Origin of the sequence: Formivibrio citricus (assembly GCF_900115065.1) — a bacterium.
Taxonomy (GTDB): domain Bacteria; phylum Pseudomonadota; class Gammaproteobacteria; order Burkholderiales; family Chitinibacteraceae; genus Formivibrio; species Formivibrio citricus.
On record NZ_FOVE01000002.1, the window covers coordinates 34,825 to 54,082 of the forward strand.

The following is a 19,258-nucleotide window of genomic DNA, read 5'->3' on the forward strand; positions in this document are numbered from 1 at the left end:
TCCGGCGATTATAGCAGCCTCCCAATACCTGCCAGCCTGCAAAATGCCCACTCTTGGCGTTGCCATGATCTCCCGGAATGCCGCTGCGCATCTCGATGCCTGTCTGGCCGCCGTGCGCTGGGCCGACCGCATCGTCGTGCTCGATTCCGGCAGTGCCGACAACACGCTCGACATCGCCCGCGCGCATGGCGCCGAGATTCACGTCAGTGTCGACTGGCCGGGCTTCGGGGTGCAGAAGAACCGCTGCCTGGCGCTGCTCGATACCGACTGGATTCTGGCGCTCGATGCTGACGAGGTGCTCTCGCCGGAACTGGCCGAAGAGATTCGCGCTGCCGTGGCTGCGCCCAAGGCCGATGTCTACGCCCTGCCGCGCCTGTCCAATTACTGCGGGCGCTGGATGCATCACTCGGGCTGGTATCCGGATTTCGTTCCGCGCCTCTTCAAACGCGGCGCGGCGCGCTATTCGGACGATCTGGTGCATGAGCGGCTGATCTTCGCGGGCGAAGCCGTTCGCCTGCAGCATCACCTGCTGCACCATTCGTTCGACGATCTGAGCCAGGTGCTCGCCAAGATCGACAGTTATTCCAGTGCCGGTGCGCAACAGCGGCTGGCGCGCGGCGAGCGCTCGGGCCTGCTCAAGGCCATCGGCAAGGGGCTGTGGACTTTCATCCGCAGCTATTTCCTCAAGCGCGGCTTCCTGGATGGGCGCGAGGGCTTCATCCTCGCGGTTTCCAATGCCGAAGGCGCCTACTATCGTTACCTGAAGCTCATGTACCTCGGGGAAAAGCAGTGAAGCTTTCCGTGATCGTTTCCACCTACAACCGCACCGATGCGCTCAATGCCGTGCTGGCCGGGCTGGCCGGGCAGGCCGGTATCGACCCCGCCGACTGGGAAGTGATCGTGGCCGACGACGGTTCAGGCCCGGCCACGCGCGAAGTCGTCGAAAGCTGGCAGACGCGCTTTCCCTGTACGCTGCGCCATGTCTGGCACGAGGATACCGGTTTCCGCCTCGCTGCCATCCGCAACCGCAGCGCCACGGTGGCGTGCGGCGAGTACCTGGTTTTCCTCGATGGCGACTGCATCCCTTTCCCCGATTTTGCGCACCACCACCTGAAGCTGGCGGAGGCGGGCTGGTTCGTTGCGGGAAACCGCGTGCTGCTGGCCGAGAAGTTCACTCGCAAGCTGTTGACCAGCAAGCAACCCGCCGCGCCCGCGAACTGGGGCGCGTTGCGCTGGCTGCTGGCCAGGGTCAGCGGCAAATCCAACCGCGCCATTCCCTGGCTACGCCTGGGGCTCGACAGCGCACGCAAGAAGCGCGCCCAGCGCTGGCAAGTGCTCAAGGGCTGCAATATCGGCGTCTGGAAAAGCGATTTCATGCGGGTCAACGGCTTCGACGAGGCGTTTTCCGGCTGGGGGCACGAGGATTCGGATTTCGCCGTGCGCCTGATTCGCGCCGGAATCCGACTCAAGGACGGGCGCTTCGCCGTTCCGGTGCTGCACTTGTGGCACAAGGAAAACGACCGTTCGCAGCAGCCGGAAAACTGGGCGCGGCTCGAGGTCACGCTCAAGGGCCACCATGTCCGCGCCACGCTGGGACTTGACCAATACCTTGAGCCCGATATCCCATGATCCCGCCGATTGTCTGCATTTCTCTTGCCGACGCCGAACAGCGTCGCGCTTTCATGGCCGGGCAACTGGAAAAACTCGGCCTGCCTTACCGTTTTCTGGATGCAATCCGCCCCGATCTTTCCCAAGGCTGGCCAGCCAGCTACCAGCGCAAGCAGCGGCTGGCCCGGCACGGCCATGATCTGACGCAGGGCGAGATCGGCTGCTTTCTCAGTCACCGCCAAGCCTGGCAGGAATTTTTGGCTGGCAGCGATCCGTTCCTGTGCGTGCTGGAAGACGATGTCGAACTGCAGCCGGATTTTGCCGAAGGGCTGAAGGCGCTGTGCGCGCACGCCGGTGAGTGGGACATCGTGCGCCTGTATGGCGTATTTCGCCGCGAAAGCGCGAAGCTGGCCGAGCTCATGCCGGGACGCTGGCTGGTCGACTATTTCGACCAGCCGCGCGGCACGCAGGGCTACGTACTCAACCGCGTTGCGGCCGAGCGTCTGCTGCAGCACACGGAAAAAATGAGTTGCGCGATCGACGACGCCATCGACCGCGGCTGGGAACACAAGCTGCGGCTGTACGGCGTCGAGCCTTACCTCGTGGTTGAGCAGTTGCAGCATGCCTCGACCATCGGCAGCCGCAAGCGTGCCCGCCTGCCGCTGTGGCGGCGGCTGGTGCGCGAGCTTCATCGCGGCATCGGCGATTTGCGCAAGCAGCGCTGGGTGATGGGGAAGCGGGTTCGCTACGCGTTTTTGCGGAAATAGGAATCTGTACCAAGCCTGCGGTAGCCTCGCGGAGGCATGTTAAACTCGCGCCAAATGCTAACCGTTTATTATTTGCAAGGTCTTCCCGCGCGTGCTGCCCGTTTCCGTTCGCCTTGAGGCAAGGCTTTTTTCTGTTGTGTTCCTGCTGGCGGGGTTTGCGCTTTTATCCAGCGGCGCAGGTGCTGCCGGGTTGGGCAACATCCGGGTCCGCTCGGCACTGGGCGAGCCTTTTTCCGCCGTGGTGAATGTGTCCGCTGCCGAAGGGGAGTCACTGGGAACGGATTGTTTCCGTCTGGCGGACGCCGACAGTGCGGACGGCGTTCGCGTCTTGCGCCATGCCAGTCTGGATTTTCGGCGCAAGGGCTCCGGTGGTGAGCTGCATATCCGTGGCATTGGCGCGGAAACGGAGCCCCTTTTGCGGCTTGTGGTGCGGCTGCGCTGTGCTGGCGAGGCGGGTAGCGGAATTACGCGGGAATACAACGCCTTGCTCGATCCGCGTGAATACAAAACTGTCTCCCCGTCCCCGGCTATTGCCACGCTCCCCGTTGCAACGATGCCCGCGCCGAGCATGCCGCCTGCTGCAGTCTCTCGTGCTCCGCGCGTGAGTGAGAGCGGGAGTGCAAAACGGGCCGCCCCGCCCGCTAGAAAAAGCGAAAAAATTGCCAGACCAAAGGATAAAGCCGCTTCCGGGGGCGTGTTGCAGGAAGACGGATTCCGGCTGCAACTCTCGACCGCAGCGCTTGATCCGGTGCGGCTGGCGGTCGAGCTTTCGGAAGAAGAAAAGCTCAGACTCCGCGAAAGACTGTTGCTGATAGACGCCGATGATCAGGTTGCGCAGTTGATGCAGCTCAAGGACCGGATTATGCGCTTGGAGCGGCAGTTGGTGGCTGCTTCCCCGGTGGCCTCGCCCGTTGCCATGGCTTCGGTGCCTGCGTCGGCGGTCGTGTCCAAGCCGCATGCCGGCAAGCCGGAAGCGGCCAAGAGCGGGGAAGGCGAATTCCCCGGGCCTTGGCTCTGGGGTGTGCTCGCAGGGGGGGGGGCTGTCGTTGCCGTGTTTTTTGTCTGGCGTTGGCGCAAAGAAAGGGCCAAGACCCTGGCTGCAGAGCGCGTTTTCGAGCTTGATCTGGATGAAGCGGAAAAAGCGGGAGAGGCTCTTTCTTGCTCCGCACCCGCGCTCCCTCATGTCCTGGTCACGGAAGCGGTCGCCAGCGCTACCAACCAACCGGCCCAGCCTGCGTGGGGAGGGGGGGGCGAGGTGGATGTCTTTCAGCCCGATACCGTTCTTGAAGAAGTGCAGTTGCTGATGGATCACGGTTTGGCACGCCAGGCATTGGATCTGCTGGAAGACGAGATAAAGCGCCGCCCCCTGTTCGTGGCCTTGTGGGTCAAACTGTTCGAGGCTTGTCGTCAGGCAGGGGACAAGGCATTGTTTGCCGCGCGGGCGCAGGAATTCCGTACCCATTTCCTGTCCGATGCCCTGTGGCATCAGGTGCAGGCCATCGGCCGCGAACTTGATCCGGACAACGCCCTGTATCGGGAAGGGGGCGATTTTCCGACCGGAGCCCAAGCCGAAACGGCGCAACCGGCCGAGGCTGAGGTCGATTTCTCGCTGGAGTTCGAATTGCCGGGGCTGGATGGCAAGACCGTGCATGAGCCATCTCCCCTCATGTTCGGAGGGGATGCGTCGCCTCTGCTGGAACTGCCGCCATTGGACAAACCGGCTTTCGCGAAAAAAACAGCCGAAGCCGATTACGTTTCCGACGACCCCGTTTTACAGGAAGTCGCTCGCATGATTCACGCCGGTCAGCGCGACGAGGCCTGTAACAGGCTGGAAGAGTTGCTGTACCGCGGAACTTTCGAGCAGCGCATGGTGGCTGCGGCTTGGCTTGACCGGTTGTTGCCCATCGACGAATAGCGCCCGGACAGACTAGGTCTATCCCCCCGTTTCTTATTCCCCGCCCGCAAATTGCACCGCATGCATGCGGGCATAGATGCCGTTCGCTGCGAGCAGGTCGGCGTGGCGGCCTTCCTCGGCGACTTTGCCGTGCTGCAGGACCACGATGCGGTCGGCATTTTCGATGGTGGAGAGCCGGTGCGCGATCACCAGCGTGGTGCGGCCCTTCATCAGGTTGTCGAGCGCGGCCTGCACCTGGCGTTCCGATTCGGTGTCGAGCGCGCTGGTCGCCTCGTCCAGGATCAGGATCGGCGCGTCCTTGTACAGTGCGCGGGCAATTGCGATGCGCTGGCGCTGGCCGCCCGACAGGCGCACGCCGTTTTCGCCGAGCATCGCGCCGAATCCGTCCTGCATGTTCTCGATGAACTCCAGCGCATGTGCTGCTTTGGCGGCTGCGCGCACCTTGTCCATGTCCACCGCATCCGCACCGTAGGCGATGTTGGCCGCGACTGTGTCGTTGAACAGCACCACGTCCTGGCTCACAAGCGCGATCTGGCGGCGCAGGTTGGCGAGCCGGTAGTCCATCAACGGTACGTCGTCGAGCAGGATCTGGCCGGCCGAGGGTTCGTAGAAGCGCGGCAGCAGGTTGACGAGCGTGGTTTTGCCGCCGCCGGAGGGGCCGACCAGCGCGACGGTTTCGCCTGGCCGGACGGTCAGGTTGAGGCTGTCCAGTGCGGTGCGGTCGCTGTCCGGCGCGTAGCGGAACACCACGTTGCGGTATTCCAGCTTGCCCTGTGCGCGCTCGACCTCGCGCGATCCCGTATCTTCCTCGATCGGCTGGTCGATGATGGCGAATACCGATTCGGCCGCTGCGAGCCCCTTGTGCAACTGGTCGTTGATCTTGGAGAGGTTCTTTACCGGTTGCTGCAGCAGCATCATCGACCCCATGAAGGAGACGAACGCGCCGGCAGTCAACACACCTTCCTGCGCGCGCAGGCCGGCAAAATAGATCAGCGCCGCAATGGCCACGGCGATCAGGAACACCGTAAAGCCGGAATTCATGCTGCTGGTGGCGTTACGCTTCACATGCAGTTGGCGCACCAGGTTGTTGGCTGTACTGAAACGCCCGGCTTCATACGGCATGCCGCCGAAAATCTTGACGATGCGCTGTCCGCCCAGGCTCTCGTCGAGGATGCGCGTCATCTCGCCCATCGTATCCTGCGTTTCGCGCGACAGGCGGCGTTGGCGCTTGCTGACCACGCGGATGGACACCGCCGCGCTGGGCAAGAGCAGCAGACAGAACAGCGTCAGCCGCCAATCGGTCCACAGCATCACGGCAATCAGGCCGATGGACAGCACCGAATCGCGCACGATCACGGTCAGCACGTTGAGCCCCGCATCCATGATCTGGTTCACGTCGAAGGTCACGCGCGAGAGCAGCACGCCGGTGGAGGAGCGGTCGAAGAACGGCGCGGGCATGCGGATCAGGCGGTCGAACACCTCGCCGCGCAGGTCGAACATCACTCGCGAAGCGAGCCAGGCACTAAGGTATTCGTAGGTAAAGCTCGTCCCCAGCCGCAGCAGCCCCAGCCCGAACAGCACGGTGGGCATGATCCAGAGTTCTTGTTGTCCGGTGCTGAGTTGCTGGAAACCGTCGATCAGGTTTTTCAGTAGCCGCATCATCGCCGCGTCGACGCCGCCCGCCACCACCATGCACAGGATGGCCAACGCTGCGGCGGAGCGGTAACGGTTGATGTAGCCGAGGATGCGGAAGTAGAGGGCGCGACTGGACATGGGCGGAAAAATCTTGCGGCAAAGGGGCGATTATACGGGAGTGCTGCAGATGAAACCCAGAAACGCACCTGACGGCTCAAACCCCGTTACAATAGCGCGGTTTCAAGAATTCTTCGCGCCATGCTGCTTCTGGGCAAATTTTTCTCCCGCTTGCCAATTCCGCTGCTGCAACTGTTCGGCGCGCTGCTGGGCTGGCTGGTCTGGCTGGTTTCGGCGCGCCATCGCCGCATCATGGCCGCCAATCTCGCGCAGAGCGGGCTCACGGTTTCGCGCGCGGCGTGCATCGCGCATCAGGGTATCAGCGCGATGGAAATGTTCGCGCACTGGCTGCGCCCGCTTCCCGGCCTGCTCGCCAGAGTGCATGAGCGGTGCGGCTGGGAGCATGTCGAAGCCGCTCTGGCTGAAAACCGGCCAGTCATCTTTATTTCGCCGCATCTGGGGGCACTGGAGATGACCGGTGTTTGCATTGCAGGTTGGGTGCCGCGCACACTCGCACCGCTCTATCGCCCACCCAAGCAGCCGTATCTGGAACCGCTGATGATCGCCTCGCGCAGCCGCAGCGGCGCCAAGCCGGCCGCTGCGAATACCAGCGGCGTGCGGGTGCTGTTGACGACGCTCAAGCGCGGCGGAGTGACCTACCTGTTGCCGGATCAGGCGCCCGGGGGCGGCGAGGGCGTCTGGGCGCCGTTCTTCGGCCGCCCGGCCTATACCATGACGCTGCTTTCGCGCCTGGCCGCTGCCACACAGGCCACGGTGCTGTGCTGCTTCACCGAGCGGCTGGGTATCGGCGGCGGTTACCGTTTTCATGTCATGCCGCTGGAGGGGGAATTCAGTGGCGATGCAATCCAGGATGCCCATCTGCTCAACGCCAATATGGAAAAACTGATTCGACTGGCGCCCAGCCAATACCTGTGGAGCTACAACCGCTACAAGCAGCCGCAAGGCGCACCGGCACCGGGAGAGAACGCATGATTGCCCGCCTGCTGTCCGTTTTTTTCTGGCTGTTGCATTGGCTGCCGTTCCCGCTATTGCGCCTCAAGGGGGCGGTGCTGGGAACGTTGCTTTATCCGCTGATGGCGCGTCGGCGCCGCATCGGTTTGCGCAATCTGGAACTGTGTTTCCCCGATTGGAGCGATGCCGAACGCCGCAGTGTGTTGCGCCGGCATTTCCGTGAACTGGCCTCCGGTTTTCTTTGCTACAGCATTCTGCTGTATGGCTCGGAACGCAGAATCGATCGTCTGGTTCGGCGGGAAGGGGTGGAGCACTTTGAAAATGCTGCGGCCAAGGGGCCGGTCATCATACTGCTGCCGCATTTTCTCGGACTCGATTTTATCGCCATCCGGCACTCGATGAGTTACAGCGGCGCGAGCATGTATTCAGCCCAGCGCGTGGGCGCCTTTGATCAATTGCTGTTGCGTGCGCGTACCCGCTTCAAGAATCCCGTCCTGATCAAACGCAGCGAAGGGATTCGTCCCTGCGTCAAGGCGCTGAGGGATGGCTACGGCTTTGTCTATCTGCCCGATCAGGATCTGGGGCCGCGCGAATCCATCTTTGTGCCGTTTTTTGGGCAGTCTGCTGCCACCATCCCGGCCTTGACCCGTTTGACTCTGCTGGCGAAAGCCCGCGTGGTGCCCATGGTCAGCGAAATGACTTGGACCGGCTTCGTGCAGCGCTACTATCCGGAATGGGACAACTTCCCGACCGGCGACATTTATACCGACACCGCGCGCATGAATACCTTCATCGAAGACCGCGTCCGGGAAATGCCCTCGCAGTACTACTGGTTGCATCGCCGCTTCAAGACCCGCCCGGAGGGCGAGCCTTCCCTTTACTGATTCAGCTGTCGATTTAGCCTCCGGTGTCCTCAAGTACGCCCTTATCGGGCGCCGGCCGCAACGTGATACCGGGCCACTGCCCCTGTTCATGCAATTCCGTGACAAGCTCGACAATGGCTTTGCGCACGGCGAGCGCGGCGGCGCTGACCGGCAGCGCATGCGACCAGCAGACGCTGACCGGTCGGGTCATGACTGGCTCGACGATCCGGCGCACAGCGGGGCGTGAATCAGGAGCGGTTCTGGCCAATGCCGAGACCGGCAGGATCGTACAGGCCAGCCCCGAGCGGGCGATGGCGACGAGCGTGGGCAGCGAATCGATGTCCGCGATCATGTTCAGTTCGACGTTCTCGCGCTGGAACGTGCGCTCGATGATGAGCCGCAAGCCGTGGCTGGCGCCCGGTGCGACCATCGGCACGTCGGCCAGCGTGCGCAGCGGGCAGTCTGTTGCGGTGTCGTCCAGCGACAATCCCGCATTTCCGAACAGGTACAGTTCCTCGTCGAATACCGGAATCACCGACATGCCGCGTGTTTCCGTATCGCGGAACAGCAGCGCGAGATCGAGCCGGCCGTTCGGCAGCATTTCGCTGATCGAGCCGCTCATGCCCTCGAAAAGCTGCAGGCGGATGCCGGGATAGCGCAGGCGGATGCGCTCGAACAGCGGCAATGCCAGGATGGTGGTGACGGTGGTCGGCAGCCCGATTGCCACGGTGCCGACCTCTGCTCCCCGGTCTTCCCGCACATCCTCCCGGATCTGTTCTACCTGCCGCAAAACCAGCCGGGCCTGCTTGTAGAGCGCGCTGCCCGCAGTCGTTGGCGTGACACCCTGCGCGCTGCGCAATAGCAGTTTGGTGTCGAGTTCCGCTTCGAGTCCGGCGATCTGCTGACTGAGCGAGGGCTGCGCGATATAGAGCTTTTGCGCCGCCTTCGTCAGGCTGCCCGCGTCGACGATGGCGACAAAGTATTTGAGTTGCTTGAAGTCCATGCCCGGCGCTCCGTGTCGATGCCTGTGTCGGTGGCATCGATCATATCTTCCCCTTTGTCTCCGGTATAGGCGTGGCCTATACCCTGTCTCGCTATTTCGTATTTCCTCCGGAATCGCCGCGCTCAATACACTGGTTGCGAAGAACTTCTCCAACGGAGGATGCACAGTGAAAACAGCCCAAGCAGGAACGCTGGAATCCAGCGACATCATGATCACCCTCTCGCCGCAGGAACCGGGCGACGGGGTAAAGATCGACATCGACAGCAACGTCTTGCACCAGTACGGCGAGGCGATTCAGGCGGTAATTGCCTCGACGCTGGCCGAAGCAGGCGTCAAGGACGTTTGGGTCAAGGCTGTGGATCGGGGGGCGCTCGACTATACGATCAAGGCGCGCCTGCTCACGGCGCTCGACCGGGCACGGAGGGCAGCATGATGGCGATTCGCAGAAGCATGTTGTTCATACCCGGCAACCATCCCGGCATGCTGCAGAACGGCGGCGTATTCGGCGCCGACAGCGTGATCCTTGATCTCGAAGATGCCGTTGCACCGACCGAAAAGGATGCCGCACGGCGGCTCGTCGGCATGGCGCTGAAGAATGCCGATTACGGCGACAGCGAAAAAGTGGTGCGCATCAATCCGCTCGATTGCGATGGCGCGGTAGATATTGCTGCGATTGTGCCGTGCGCACCCGATGCCATCCTGCTGCCCAAGGTACAGAATGCCGCCGAACTGCGCGAAGCGGCCGCGTTGATTGCCTCCGCCGAAGTTGCGGGGCAAAAACCGGTCAAGATCATCGCGCTGATCGAAACACCGCGCGGGCTCGCGAATGCGCTGGAAATCGCCGAGGCCGATCCCCGCGTGGTCGCGCTGGCTTTCGGCGCCGAAGACTACACCGCCGGGCTGGGCGCGGTGCGCAGCAAGGAGGGTGGCGAAATCCTCACCGCGCGTGCACTCCTGATCAATGCCGCGGCGGCGGCCGGAATCGATGCCATCGATACCCCGTTTACCGATGCCAACGACGATGCCGGGCTCGCGGAAGATGCCGGCTTGGCGCGGCGCATCGGCTTCAAGGGCAAGCTTGCGATCAACCCGCGGCAGGTGGACGTGATCCACGAAGCCTTCAATCCATCGGAGAAAGAAATCGACTGGGCCGAGCGGGTGGTCTTTGCCATCGAACAGGCCCAAGCGCAAGGCTCCGGCGTGATCGCCGTGGATGGAAAGATGGTCGATGCGCCGATCGTGAACCGGGCCAAACGCACATTGGAAATGGCACGGATGCTGGGATTGAAGAAGGAGGACGGGCAATGATGATCAATGCGATTGGGCGCGAAATCCCCGAGGTTGTCGAAGGCTACGGCCCGGTTAAATCGTTTGCCGGCGCGTTTGCCACGCCGCCGGGCATGCAACGCCAGGCGCCGGCAGTCAAAGCCGCTCGCCCCGGAGACAGCAAGCTGCTCGATGGGCTGGAAGAGGTCTTCAGACGCATCCCGGTCAGGGACGGCATGACGCTGTCTTTCCACCACCATTTCCGCAACGGCGACGGCGTGGTGAACCAGGTGCTGGCCACAGCCGCCAGACTCGGCATCAAGAATCTCAAGGTGGCGCTGAGCTCGGTGTTTCCGGTTCACGCCCCGCTCGTCGAACACTTCAAGACCGGCGTGGTGACGGCGCTCGATACCAATTACATGTCCGGCCCCGTGGCGGAAGCCGTTTCCCGTGGCGTGCTGGCCCAGCCTGTTGTCCTGCGCACGCACGGCGGGCGGGCGCGTGCCATCGAATGCGGCCAGCTCAAGATCGATGTGGCCTTCATCGCCGCGCCAGCGGCCGACCCCTGCGGCAACATCAACGGCGTCACTGGGCCGACCGCGTGCGGTTCGCTCGGTTACGCTTTTCCCGATGCCGAATATGCCGACCATGTCGTGGCGGTGACGGATCATCTGGAAGCCTATCCGCTGTCGCCGGTTTCGATTCCCCAGACCCGGGTCGATTACGTGGTGAAGATCGAACGGATCGGCGATCCGAAAGGCATCGTTTCCGGAACTACGCGCATTACCAAGGATCCGGTGCAACTGAAGATCGCCGATACGGCAGCCAAAGTGATCGAGGCCGCGGGCCTGATTCGCGACGGATTTTCTTTCCAGACCGGCGCGGGCGGTGCCTCGCTCGCGGTGGCGCATTTTGTCCGGCAGATGATGAAAAAGGCCCGGATCACCGGCAGTTTTGCCTTGGGTGGCATCACCGGACATCTGGTGGAAATGCTCGAAGAAGGGCTTTTCAAGAAGATCATCGACGTGCAGGGTTTCGATCTGGAAGCCGTGCGCTCGATTGCCAGCAACCCGAACCATCTGGAAGTCAGTGCCGGCTTCTATGCGAGCCCGTTCAATGCCGGTTGCGCTGTCAACCAGCTCGACTGCGTGATTCTTGGCGCGACCGAAATCGATACCGACTTCAACGTCAACGTGGTGACGGGTTCGGATGGCGTGATCATGGGCGGATCGGGCGGGCACAGCGATGCGGCAGCCGGCGCCGGTCTGACCATCGTCGTCGCCAACCTGCTGCGCGGGCGCTTGCCTATCATCATGGACAAGGTATTGACCGCAACCACGCCGGGCGAAACCATCGACGTGCTGGTGACCGAGTGGGGCGTGGCGGTCAATCCGCGCCGTGCCGAATTGCGCGAGCAGTTGCTTGCTGCTGGCTTGCCGGTCAAGGAAATCGGTGAATTGAAGGCCATTGCCGAGAAGATGGCTGGCAAGCCCAAGGAAGTGCCGTTGGGTAGCCGGATTGTGGCCGTGGTGGAGTACCGGGATGGAACGGTGCTCGATGTGGTTCGTCAGGCAAAATAAGCAATGAGCTGGCAAAACTGCGTTGAGCGCCCGGTTCCTCCGGGCAACAAGGTCGAAGCGGAAAAAATCAGGAAATTCCTTGCCCGCTTCGGCCTGTCTTTCGACGCCGCGGTCGATTACACCGTCGGGTTTTACCGGAATGATGAACTGGTCGCGGTCGGTTCGCGAGCCGGCGAAGTGCTGCGCAACATTGCCGTCGAGCCCGCCTTGCAGGGCGAGGGTTTGACTGCGGCCGTGCTCAGCCATCTGATCCAGGAGGCTGCTCGGCGCGGCATCTACCACTATTTCATTTACACCAAGCCCGATACCGCGCCTCTCTTCTGCGCCTTGGGGTTCAAGGAAATCGCGCGTGCCGAGCCGTATGCGGTGCTGCTCGAATCCGGGCTGGGATCGATTGCCGATCATTGCAAAATGCTTGCCGCGAAGGTCGCCGACCTGCCGCCCGGTCCGCGCGCCGCGCTGGTGGTCAACTGCAATCCGTTCACACTGGGGCACCGTGCCGTGATCGAACGGGCCGCACGGGAAAACGCCTCGGTCGTGGTGCTGGTGGTGGAAGAAGACCGCTCGCTGTTTCCGTTTGCCGACCGTTTACGGCTGGTGAAGGAAGGCGTGGCCGATCTCGCCAACGTACGGGTGCTGCCGGGCGGCCAGTACGTGATTTCCGCCGCCACGTTTCCGGCCTATTTCACGCGCGGCGAGGAAATCACCAAAGCCCAGACCCGGCTCGATGCCGAAGTGTTCGGCAAGCACATCGCTCCGGCCTTGGGTGCGACGCGCCGCTATGTCGGCAGCGAGCCCTACTGCGCCGTGACGGCTTCGTACAACGAGGCCATGAAAACGGTCTTGCCCGAATATGGTGTGGAAGTCGTTGTCATGCCGAGGGTCGAAGTGGATTCGGCGTCGGTCAGTGCTTCCAGAGTTCGGGAGCTGATCCGCCTGGATGACTGGGATGCCATCGCCCGGCTGGTTCCGGAAACCACCTGTCGCTATCTGCGGTCTCCCGAAAACAGCGCGCTGATCGAGCGCATCAAAGCCAGCCAGTCCCGGCATTGACGCCGGATTTCTTGACTTTGCCACCTATACTGTAAGAAAGAATTGACGAGCCTCTGCGTTTGCCGGTGCGAGCGTGGCTCGTCCAATTAACAGAAGAGGGGATTGTCATGAGCTGGCACGGTTTTGAAGAGCGTTCCATCGATTTGGCCCGTGCGGACGAGGTAGAAGCCGTGCGGGCGTTTCTGGCCCGGTTCGATCTGTCTTTCGATGCTTCGGTCGATTACACCGTGGCGCTTTACCAAGGGCGCACCATGGTTGCGACCGGCTCGATGGCCGGCGAAGTGCTGCGCAACATTGCCGTGGCCGCCGACATGCAGGGGGAAGGGCTGACAGCGCGCGTGGTCAGTCACCTGATTCAGGAAGCAGGCGCGCGCGGCATCTTCCATCATTTCATCTACACCAAGCCCGATGCCGCTCATCTCTTCAGCGCGCTGGGATTCAAGGAAATCGCGCGCGCGGAGCCGTATGCCGCGTTGCTTGAATCCGGTCTGGGTTCGATTGCCGAACACTGCAAAATGCTTGCTGCGCAGGTCGCCGACTTGCCGCCCGGTCCGCGCGCCGTGTTGGTCGTCAACTGCAACCCGTTCACACTGGGACACCGTGCCGTGATCGAGAAAGCTGCGCGGGAGAATGCCTCGGTCGTGGTGCTGGTGGTGGAAGAAGACCGCTCGCTGTTTCCCTATGCCGACCGACTCCGGTTGGTGAAGGAAGGCGTGGCCGACTTGACCAACGTGCGGGTGCTGCCGGGCGGCAAGTACGTGATTTCCGCGGCCACCTTCCCGGCGTATTTCACGCGCGGCGAAGAAATCACCAAGGCACAGACCCGGCTCGATGCCGAAGTGTTCGGCCGGCACATTGCGCCGGCACTGGGCGCTACGCGCCGCTACGTGGGGAGTGAGCCCTATTGCGCAGTGACGGCCACCTACAACGATGCGATGCTCGCGGTGCTGCCGCGATACGGAATCGAAATGCTGGTCATGCCCCGAATCGAAGTGGAAGCCGCGCCGGTCAGCGCCTCGCGGGTGCGCGAGCTGATCCGGCAAGATGGGTGGGACGAGATCGCCAAGCTGGTTCCGGAAACGACCTACCGCTACTTGCGTGCCCCGGAAACCGCTGCAGTGATCGAGCGGATCAAAACCAGCCAATCCCGGCATTGAGCACTTTGCCGGGCAACTCCAAAGAAGGCGCCGCTGGTCGGCGTAGCTGACAATTCTCGCCAACAAATGAGTCCTCAACGAGCAGCAAGTTAAAGTAGAACTTTAACTTGCACGCCTTCCCCATTATTTATCTTGATTTATCTTTGTGCGTAAAACCCTGACAATGCGCGCATAAGTGGTTGTATAAAAAAGGAAAATGCCTGATGCCGGCGCTTGTGCCGGCATATTTTTTTCGCTATAGTGGGGCCCAGTGGGTAAAAGTGGGTAAAAGTGGGAAATTCCACCTGGCGAGATGATCATGTTTAGCGGTGTTTCGACTCTCAATCTGGACAGCAAAGGGCGTTTGGCGATTCCGGCCAAGCATCGCGAACTGCTGTCCGCGATGAGCGAGAGTCGCATCATGATCACGCTTAATCCGGAAGGGTGCCTGCTGATTTATCCGAAGACCGAATGGCAGCCGATCTATGAGCAACTGCGCAAGCTGTCCGGCGCGCAGGCGGCGGTGGCGCGCGTGATCGTGGGTTTCGCCGAAGAGCTGGAGCTCGATTCCGCCGGCCGCGTGCTGGTTCCGACCAAGCTGCGCGAGCGTGCCGGACTCGACAAGGAGGTCGCGCTGGTGGGCATGGGCAACAAGTTCGAGCTGTGGGATGACGCCCGCTGGAATGCCAAGGTCGATGCCGTCATGGCGATCGATCCGGTCAGCCTCGCGGATCAGATGCAAGGGATCGTCCTGTGAGTTTCGAACATCGCACGGTCCTGCTCGACGAGGCAGTCGAGGCGCTGGCGCTCCAGCCGTCCGGTATCTATGTCGACTGCACGTTCGGTCGCGGCGGGCATTCCCGCCTGATTCTTTCGCGGTTGGGGGCGCAAGGCCGCCTGATCGCGTTCGACAAGGATCCGCATGCGATTGCGGAGGCCGAAAAAATTTCCGATCCGCGTTTCGAGATTGTTCATTCCGGCTTCGTAGCGTTGAAGGACGCGCTGGCTGCGCGCGGCATCGGGCAAGTAGATGGCATTTTGATGGATCTGGGGGTGTCGTCCCCCCAGCTGGATGACGGGAGCCGCGGGTTCAGTTTCCGCTTCGATGCTCCGCTCGACATGCGCATGGATACCACGCGCGGGCCGACGGCGGCAGAGTGGCTGAATGCGGCAGAGGAAAAAGAAATAGCCGAGGTGGTGAGAGATTATGGGGAAGAGCGGTTTGCTAAACAGGTTGCAGCAGCGATTGTTGCGAGCAGGGGGATGGCGCCAATTGCCACTACAGGACAGCTTGCCCAGATCGTGGCAAAGGCCGTCCGCACCCGCGAGCCGGGCCAGGACCCGGCGACACGCACCTTCCAGGCTGTACGGATTTACATCAATCGCGAGCTTGAGGAACTGTCGCTGACCCTGCCGCAGGCGCTGGCCCTGCTGGCGCCGGGCGGACGGCTCTCGGTCATCGCGTTCCATTCTCTGGAAGACCGTATCGTCAAACGCTTCATGCAGGATGCTGCGACCAGTGATCGCCTGCCTTCACGGCTGCCGGTGCGTGCGTCCGAAATCGGGCAGGCACCGCTGAAACTGCTGGGCAAGCCGATCCGGGCAGGAGCGCATGAAGTCGCGGAAAACCCGCGCGCGCGCAGCGCGATCCTGCGGGTGGCGGAGCGGACGGAGGCGGTGCTGTGACCCGCCTCAATCTCTTCCTGCTGCTGATCGCGGTTGGTTGTGCTTTGTCTGTCGTGACCAGCCAGCACAAGGCGCGCAAGTTCTATATCGAGCTGCAAAAAGAGGAAAATGAAACCAAGCGTCTGGACGTGGAATGGGGGCAACTGCAGCTGGAGCAGAGCACCTGGGCCATGCATTCGCGGATCGAGGCCGAGGCGACGCGCCGGCTGGGAATGCAGCAGCCCGGCAATGCCCGAACGCTAGTGATTCTGCCCCACGGACAGGCTGTCGCCAAGCCGGACACCTCGGAGCGGCACTGATGGCGTTGGCTCGCAGAGTGGCTGCGGATGGCCGTCGCCAGAAGTTCGATCCTCCGGCGAAGCTGGAACGCTGGCGGACTTGGGTGGCGTTGAGTGCCCTGTTGCTGCTGTTCGGTGTCTTGTTGGGCAGAGGGCTGTACCTGCGGGTGTACAAGGAGACTTTCCTCAAGGAGCAGGGCAAGGCGCGCTATGCGCGTACGCTGAAGCTGGAAGCCAACCGGGGGACGATTACCGACCGCAATGGCGAATTGCTGGCGATTTCCACCCCGGTGCAGTCGGTCTGGGCCAGCCCGCGTTCGATCATCTTGCTGCCCCCGGGCAAAGTTCGGCCGAACGATTGGGAACCGGAAAACGAAAAGGATCCGACGCCGATCTCCGTGGCCGAGCTTGGCAAGCTGGCCAAACTGCTGGGGGTGACGCCGGAAGAGTTGGCCAAAAAACTGGGCGAATCGCGCAAGAGCGCAAAAGGCGAAGAACAGAAGGCCGATTTTGTCTGGCTGAAGCGGCATGTCACGCCGGCAGAGGCCAAGGCCGTGAAGGAGTTGAACCTGCCTGGCGTCTACACGCAGCCGGAATATCGGCGTTATTACCCGGCTGGCGAAATGATGGCGCACATCGTCGGTTTTACGGATATCGACGGCAAAGGGCAGGAAGGCTTCGAGTTGACGCGAGAGGCGATGCTGGCCGGCAAGCCCGGCAGCCGCAACGTGATTCGCGATCGGCGCGGGCATATTGTCGAAGACACCACGACCATCATTCCGCCGCGTGATGGCGAGAAGGTCGAACTGTCGATTGATCGCCGCATCCAGTACATCGCCTACCGCGAACTGAAAAGCGTCGTTGAATCGACCAAGGCCATCGGCGGTGGCGTGGTGGTGCTGGATGCGCGGACCGGAGAAGTGCTGGCTTTGGCCAATGCGCCTTCCTACAACCCGAACAGTCGTGCCGTGATCGATCCGGCCAGAAAACGCAACCGTGCCTTGACGGACGTTTACGAACCGGGCTCGACGATGAAGCCGTTCACGATCGCCGCTGCGATGGAGGCCGGAAAAATCAGGCCATCCACGGTGCTGCCCACCGGAAAAAGCCTGTCGATCGGGCCGAACACGATTCACGATGATCACGCATCGGGTGCCATGTCGGTCGAGCAGATCATCCAGAAGTCCTCCAACATCGGCTCGGCCAAGATCGCGCTGATGCTGGAGAGGGAATACCACTGGGCTTACCTGCGCAATCTGGGATTCGGCGAGCCGCCGCGCACGGGTTTCCCGGGCGAGGTCGCCGGCCGGGTGCGGCCTTGGAAGAACTGGGTACCTATCGATCAAGCCACGATGGCTTATGGTCATGGCATCTCGGTCAGCCTGATGCAGATGGCGCGCGCTTACCAACTGTTCGCCACGGACGGTGAAATCAGGCCGGTGACTTTTACCCGGCTGGTCGCTCCGTTGCCCGGCAAGCGGGTGGTCAAGCCGGAGACTGCACTGGCTGTACGCAAGATGCTGGAAATGGTAACCCAGCCTGGCGGTACTGCAACCCGCGCCCAGGTAGTGGGCTATCGCGTAGCGGGCAAGACTGGAACGGCTACCAAACTGGAGAACGGTGTTTACGTCAAGAAATACGTGGCCTCGTTCGTCGGGTTCGCGCCCGTATCCGATCCGCGCCTGATCGTCGCAGTGATGATCGACGAGCCGCAAGGCGGTTATTACGGTGGGCTGGTTGCTGCGCCGGTATTCAGCAATGTCGTGGCAGGGAGCCTGCGCATGCTCGGGGTATCGCCGGACGCGCCGACGGGCAACACGATCGGGCCGGCAGGTCATGCCGAAGAAGACGTCAAGGAGGAAACATGAAGCCTGCGAGCTGGCTGTTGCCTGCGCCCGATTGGGTAGCGATCGATTCGCTGGCCGCAGGGCGCCGCATCGTTTCCGATAGCCGCCAAATTCAGGCGGGCGATGTTTTTCTGGCTTTCCGCGGCGAGTATGCCGATGGCCGCAAATATATTCCCGAAGCCATCGCGGCAGGTGCAGCGGGCGTGATCTGGGAGGCGGAAGGATTCTGCTGGGACGACGCCTGGCCTGTTTCCAATGTGGGCGTGCCGCAACTGCGCGAGCTTGCCGGTATCGTTGTTGCGCATCTGCTGGGCAATCCTTCGGCGGTGTTGTGGGTCGCCGGCGTGACCGGTACCAACGGCAAGACATCGATCGCCAACTGGCTGGCGCAGGCATTTACGCAGGCCGGAGGCAAGGGCGGCGTGCTCGGCACGGTGGGCAACGGCTTCCCCGGTGAACTGGAAGCATCGACGCATACCACGCTCGATCCGGTTGGCGTACAGAACTGGATGCGCCGCCTGCTTGATCAGGGCGCAACGCACGTCGCGATGGAGCTTTCTTCGCACGGTCTTGACCAGGCGCGCGCGCACGGCGTAGCGGTGGATTGCGCGGTGTTCACCAACCTGACGCGCGACCATCTCGATTACCACGGCGACATGGACGAATACGGCGCGGCCAAGGCCAGACTGTTCGAGTGGGAAGGTCTGAAAAGCGCTGTCATCAACCAGGACGACACGTTCGGCCGCAAGCTACTTGGGCTGACCCGCGCCGAAACGGTTTATACCTATGGCCTCGAAGATGGGGATATCCGCCCCTTGAAGCTCGATGTTTCGCTCGATGGCATCCACATGCGGGTCGCAACGCCGCTGGGCGAAACGCAGATCGCATCCCCGCTGATCGGGCGTTTCAACGCCAGCAATCTGCTGGCTTGTCTGGGCGTGCTGCTTGCTGCCGGAATTGCCCTTGAAACGGCCGCGAAGGCGCTGGGCAAGATCGAGCCGGCTCCGGGGCGGATGCAGCGACTGGGCGGTGGCGCACAGCCGCTGATCGTTGTGGATTACGCCCATACGCCGGATGCACTGGAAAAAGCGTTGTCGACGTTGCGCGAATCGATGTCCGGTCCGGGGCGTCTGATTTGCGTGTTCGGCTGCGGGGGAAACCGCGACCGCGGCAAGCGCGCCCTGATGGGGGAAATCGCCTGCCGGCTTGCCGACAGCGTGATCATCACCAGCGACAATCCGCGCGATGAAGTCCCGCAGGCCATCATTGACGACATCGTGGCAGGCGTGTCCGGTGTGCCGGGAACCGGCAAGGACCACTATGCGATCGAATCGGACAGGGCGCATGCCATTGTCGATGCGGTGGAGTTGGCTCGGCCGGGTGATGTGGTGCTGATCGCCGGCAAGGGACATGAAAACTATCAGGAAATCAGGGGCGAGCGGCATGCCTTCGACGACGTCGAGCAGGCAGGTCTGGCCCTGGCAGGAAAATTAAGCCGCTCCCTCATGGGGCGGTAACCGTTCAGAACCAGG

The 19,258-nt window shown here is 62.2% G+C and carries 18 protein-coding genes; 16 read left to right on the forward strand and 2 right to left on the reverse strand.

The genetic code is table 11. The features are described 5' to 3' along the window. Positions 1 to 43 precede the first annotated feature (43 nt). The 4 genes from BMZ36_RS01380 (at position 44) to BMZ36_RS01395 (ending at position 4,290) form a co-directional block, all read left to right on the forward strand. On the forward strand, positions 44 to 793 hold the full coding sequence (locus BMZ36_RS01380; protein WP_091190768.1) for a glycosyltransferase family 2 protein: 750 nt from the start codon (positions 44 to 46) through the stop codon (positions 791 to 793). Then, complete coding sequence (locus BMZ36_RS01385) at positions 790 to 1,629, forward strand: glycosyltransferase family 2 protein (protein WP_091190118.1); 840 nt, start codon at positions 790 to 792, stop codon at positions 1,627 to 1,629. Before BMZ36_RS01380 ends, BMZ36_RS01385 begins: the two co-directional genes overlap by 4 nt. Then, positions 1,626 to 2,375, forward strand: coding sequence for a glycosyltransferase family 25 protein (locus BMZ36_RS01390; RefSeq protein WP_091190120.1), 750 nt, complete (start codon positions 1,626 to 1,628; stop codon positions 2,373 to 2,375). Before BMZ36_RS01385 ends, BMZ36_RS01390 begins: the two co-directional genes overlap by 4 nt. Before the next feature lie 91 nt (positions 2,376 to 2,466). Further along, on the forward strand, positions 2,467 to 4,290 hold the full coding sequence (locus BMZ36_RS01395; RefSeq protein WP_143085944.1) for a type IV pilus assembly protein FimV: 1,824 nt from the start codon (positions 2,467 to 2,469) through the stop codon (positions 4,288 to 4,290). A 33-nt stretch (positions 4,291 to 4,323) separates the two neighbouring features. Here BMZ36_RS01395 and msbA read toward each other — a convergent pair whose 3' ends face one another. Beyond that, on the reverse strand, positions 4,324 to 6,063 hold the full coding sequence (gene msbA, locus BMZ36_RS01400; RefSeq protein ID WP_091190127.1) for a lipid A export permease/ATP-binding protein MsbA: 1,740 nt from the start codon (positions 6,061 to 6,063) through the stop codon (positions 4,324 to 4,326). A 120-nt stretch (positions 6,064 to 6,183) separates the two neighbouring features. Here msbA and BMZ36_RS01405 point away from each other — a divergent pair, with 120 nt between their 5' ends. Next, positions 6,184 to 7,035 carry a lysophospholipid acyltransferase family protein gene (locus tag BMZ36_RS01405; protein WP_091190131.1) on the forward strand — a complete coding sequence of 284 codons (852 nt, stop codon included), beginning with the start codon at positions 6,184 to 6,186 and terminating at the stop codon, positions 7,033 to 7,035. Further along, positions 7,032 to 7,898, forward strand: a complete 867-nt coding sequence (locus BMZ36_RS01410; RefSeq protein ID WP_091190135.1) for an LpxL/LpxP family acyltransferase — start codon at positions 7,032 to 7,034, stop codon at positions 7,896 to 7,898. Before BMZ36_RS01405 ends, BMZ36_RS01410 begins: the two co-directional genes overlap by 4 nt. A gap of 13 nt (positions 7,899 to 7,911) precedes the next feature. On the opposite strand, the gene BMZ36_RS01415 is transcribed toward BMZ36_RS01410, so the two are convergent. Continuing rightward, the gene (locus BMZ36_RS01415; RefSeq protein WP_091190138.1) at positions 7,912 to 8,880 is read right to left on the reverse strand and encodes a LysR substrate-binding domain-containing protein; all 969 of its coding nucleotides are present in this window, start codon (positions 8,878 to 8,880) and stop codon (positions 7,912 to 7,914) included. A gap of 166 nt (positions 8,881 to 9,046) precedes the next feature. Here BMZ36_RS01415 and citD point away from each other — a divergent pair, with 166 nt between their 5' ends. From citD to BMZ36_RS01465, 10 genes are all read left to right on the forward strand, one after another. Then, positions 9,047 to 9,313, forward strand: coding sequence for a citrate lyase acyl carrier protein (gene citD, locus BMZ36_RS14620; RefSeq protein WP_218142598.1), 267 nt, complete (start codon positions 9,047 to 9,049; stop codon positions 9,311 to 9,313). After that, positions 9,310 to 10,188: an HpcH/HpaI aldolase/citrate lyase family protein gene (locus BMZ36_RS01425; protein WP_218142599.1), complete on the forward strand. Its 879-nt coding sequence runs from the start codon at positions 9,310 to 9,312 to the stop codon at positions 10,186 to 10,188. Before citD ends, BMZ36_RS01425 begins: the two co-directional genes overlap by 4 nt. Next, positions 10,185 to 11,726 carry a citrate lyase subunit alpha gene (gene citF, locus BMZ36_RS01430; protein ID WP_218142600.1) on the forward strand — a complete coding sequence of 514 codons (1,542 nt, stop codon included), beginning with the start codon at positions 10,185 to 10,187 and terminating at the stop codon, positions 11,724 to 11,726. The genes BMZ36_RS01425 and citF overlap by 4 nt, the downstream gene beginning before the upstream one ends. Positions 11,727 to 11,729: 3 nt before the next feature. Further along, positions 11,730 to 12,779 (forward strand): [citrate (pro-3S)-lyase] ligase, encoded by a 1,050-nt coding sequence (gene citC, locus BMZ36_RS01435; protein ID WP_091190143.1) that lies wholly within the window; start codon positions 11,730 to 11,732, stop codon positions 12,777 to 12,779. A 107-nt stretch (positions 12,780 to 12,886) separates the two neighbouring features. After that, the gene (citC, locus tag BMZ36_RS01440) at positions 12,887 to 13,936 is read left to right on the forward strand and encodes a [citrate (pro-3S)-lyase] ligase (RefSeq protein WP_091190146.1); all 1,050 of its coding nucleotides are present in this window, start codon (positions 12,887 to 12,889) and stop codon (positions 13,934 to 13,936) included. A 298-nt stretch (positions 13,937 to 14,234) separates the two neighbouring features. Further along, complete coding sequence (mraZ, locus tag BMZ36_RS01445; RefSeq protein WP_091190778.1) at positions 14,235 to 14,672, forward strand: division/cell wall cluster transcriptional repressor MraZ; 438 nt, start codon at positions 14,235 to 14,237, stop codon at positions 14,670 to 14,672. Then, complete coding sequence (gene rsmH, locus BMZ36_RS01450; protein ID WP_091190148.1) at positions 14,669 to 15,601, forward strand: 16S rRNA (cytosine(1402)-N(4))-methyltransferase RsmH; 933 nt, start codon at positions 14,669 to 14,671, stop codon at positions 15,599 to 15,601. The genes mraZ and rsmH overlap by 4 nt, the downstream gene beginning before the upstream one ends. After that, entirely contained in the window at positions 15,598 to 15,900 is a 303-nt protein-coding gene (ftsL, locus tag BMZ36_RS01455; RefSeq protein ID WP_091190151.1) for a cell division protein FtsL, read from the forward strand. Before rsmH ends, ftsL begins: the two co-directional genes overlap by 4 nt. Next, positions 15,900 to 17,747, forward strand: a complete 1,848-nt coding sequence (locus BMZ36_RS01460; RefSeq protein ID WP_091190155.1) for a peptidoglycan D,D-transpeptidase FtsI family protein — start codon at positions 15,900 to 15,902, stop codon at positions 17,745 to 17,747. The genes ftsL and BMZ36_RS01460 overlap by 1 nt, the downstream gene beginning before the upstream one ends. Next, positions 17,744 to 19,243 carry a UDP-N-acetylmuramoyl-L-alanyl-D-glutamate--2,6-diaminopimelate ligase gene (locus BMZ36_RS01465; protein ID WP_091190157.1) on the forward strand — a complete coding sequence of 500 codons (1,500 nt, stop codon included), beginning with the start codon at positions 17,744 to 17,746 and terminating at the stop codon, positions 19,241 to 19,243. Before BMZ36_RS01460 ends, BMZ36_RS01465 begins: the two co-directional genes overlap by 4 nt. The last annotated feature ends 15 nt before the right edge of the window (positions 19,244 to 19,258 follow it).

What these genes read in the sequence shown, in the direction of transcription:
- BMZ36_RS01380 (WP_091190768.1), top strand. Translation starts at nt 44, where the DNA reads ATGCCCACTCTTGGCGTTGCCATGATCTCCCGGAATGCCGCTGCGCAT.
- BMZ36_RS01390 (WP_091190120.1), top strand. Translation starts at nt 1,626, where the DNA reads ATGATCCCGCCGATTGTCTGCATTTCTCTTGCCGACGCCGAACAGCGT.
- msbA (WP_091190127.1), bottom strand. Translation starts at nt 6,063, where the DNA reads ATGTCCAGTCGCGCCCTCTACTTCCGCATCCTCGGCTACATCAACCGT.
- BMZ36_RS01405 (WP_091190131.1), top strand. Translation starts at nt 6,184, where the DNA reads ATGCTGCTTCTGGGCAAATTTTTCTCCCGCTTGCCAATTCCGCTGCTG.
- BMZ36_RS01410 (WP_091190135.1), top strand. Translation starts at nt 7,032, where the DNA reads ATGATTGCCCGCCTGCTGTCCGTTTTTTTCTGGCTGTTGCATTGGCTG.
- BMZ36_RS01415 (WP_091190138.1), bottom strand. Translation starts at nt 8,880, where the DNA reads ATGGACTTCAAGCAACTCAAATACTTTGTCGCCATCGTCGACGCGGGC.
- BMZ36_RS01425 (WP_218142599.1), top strand. Translation starts at nt 9,310, where the DNA reads ATGATGGCGATTCGCAGAAGCATGTTGTTCATACCCGGCAACCATCCC.
- citF (WP_218142600.1), top strand. Translation starts at nt 10,185, where the DNA reads ATGATGATCAATGCGATTGGGCGCGAAATCCCCGAGGTTGTCGAAGGC.
- citC (WP_091190143.1), top strand. Translation starts at nt 11,730, where the DNA reads ATGAGCTGGCAAAACTGCGTTGAGCGCCCGGTTCCTCCGGGCAACAAG.
- citC (WP_091190146.1), top strand. Translation starts at nt 12,887, where the DNA reads ATGAGCTGGCACGGTTTTGAAGAGCGTTCCATCGATTTGGCCCGTGCG.
- mraZ (WP_091190778.1), top strand. Translation starts at nt 14,235, where the DNA reads ATGTTTAGCGGTGTTTCGACTCTCAATCTGGACAGCAAAGGGCGTTTG.
- BMZ36_RS01460 (WP_091190155.1), top strand. Translation starts at nt 15,900, where the DNA reads ATGGCGTTGGCTCGCAGAGTGGCTGCGGATGGCCGTCGCCAGAAGTTC.
- BMZ36_RS01465 (WP_091190157.1), top strand. Translation starts at nt 17,744, where the DNA reads ATGAAGCCTGCGAGCTGGCTGTTGCCTGCGCCCGATTGGGTAGCGATC.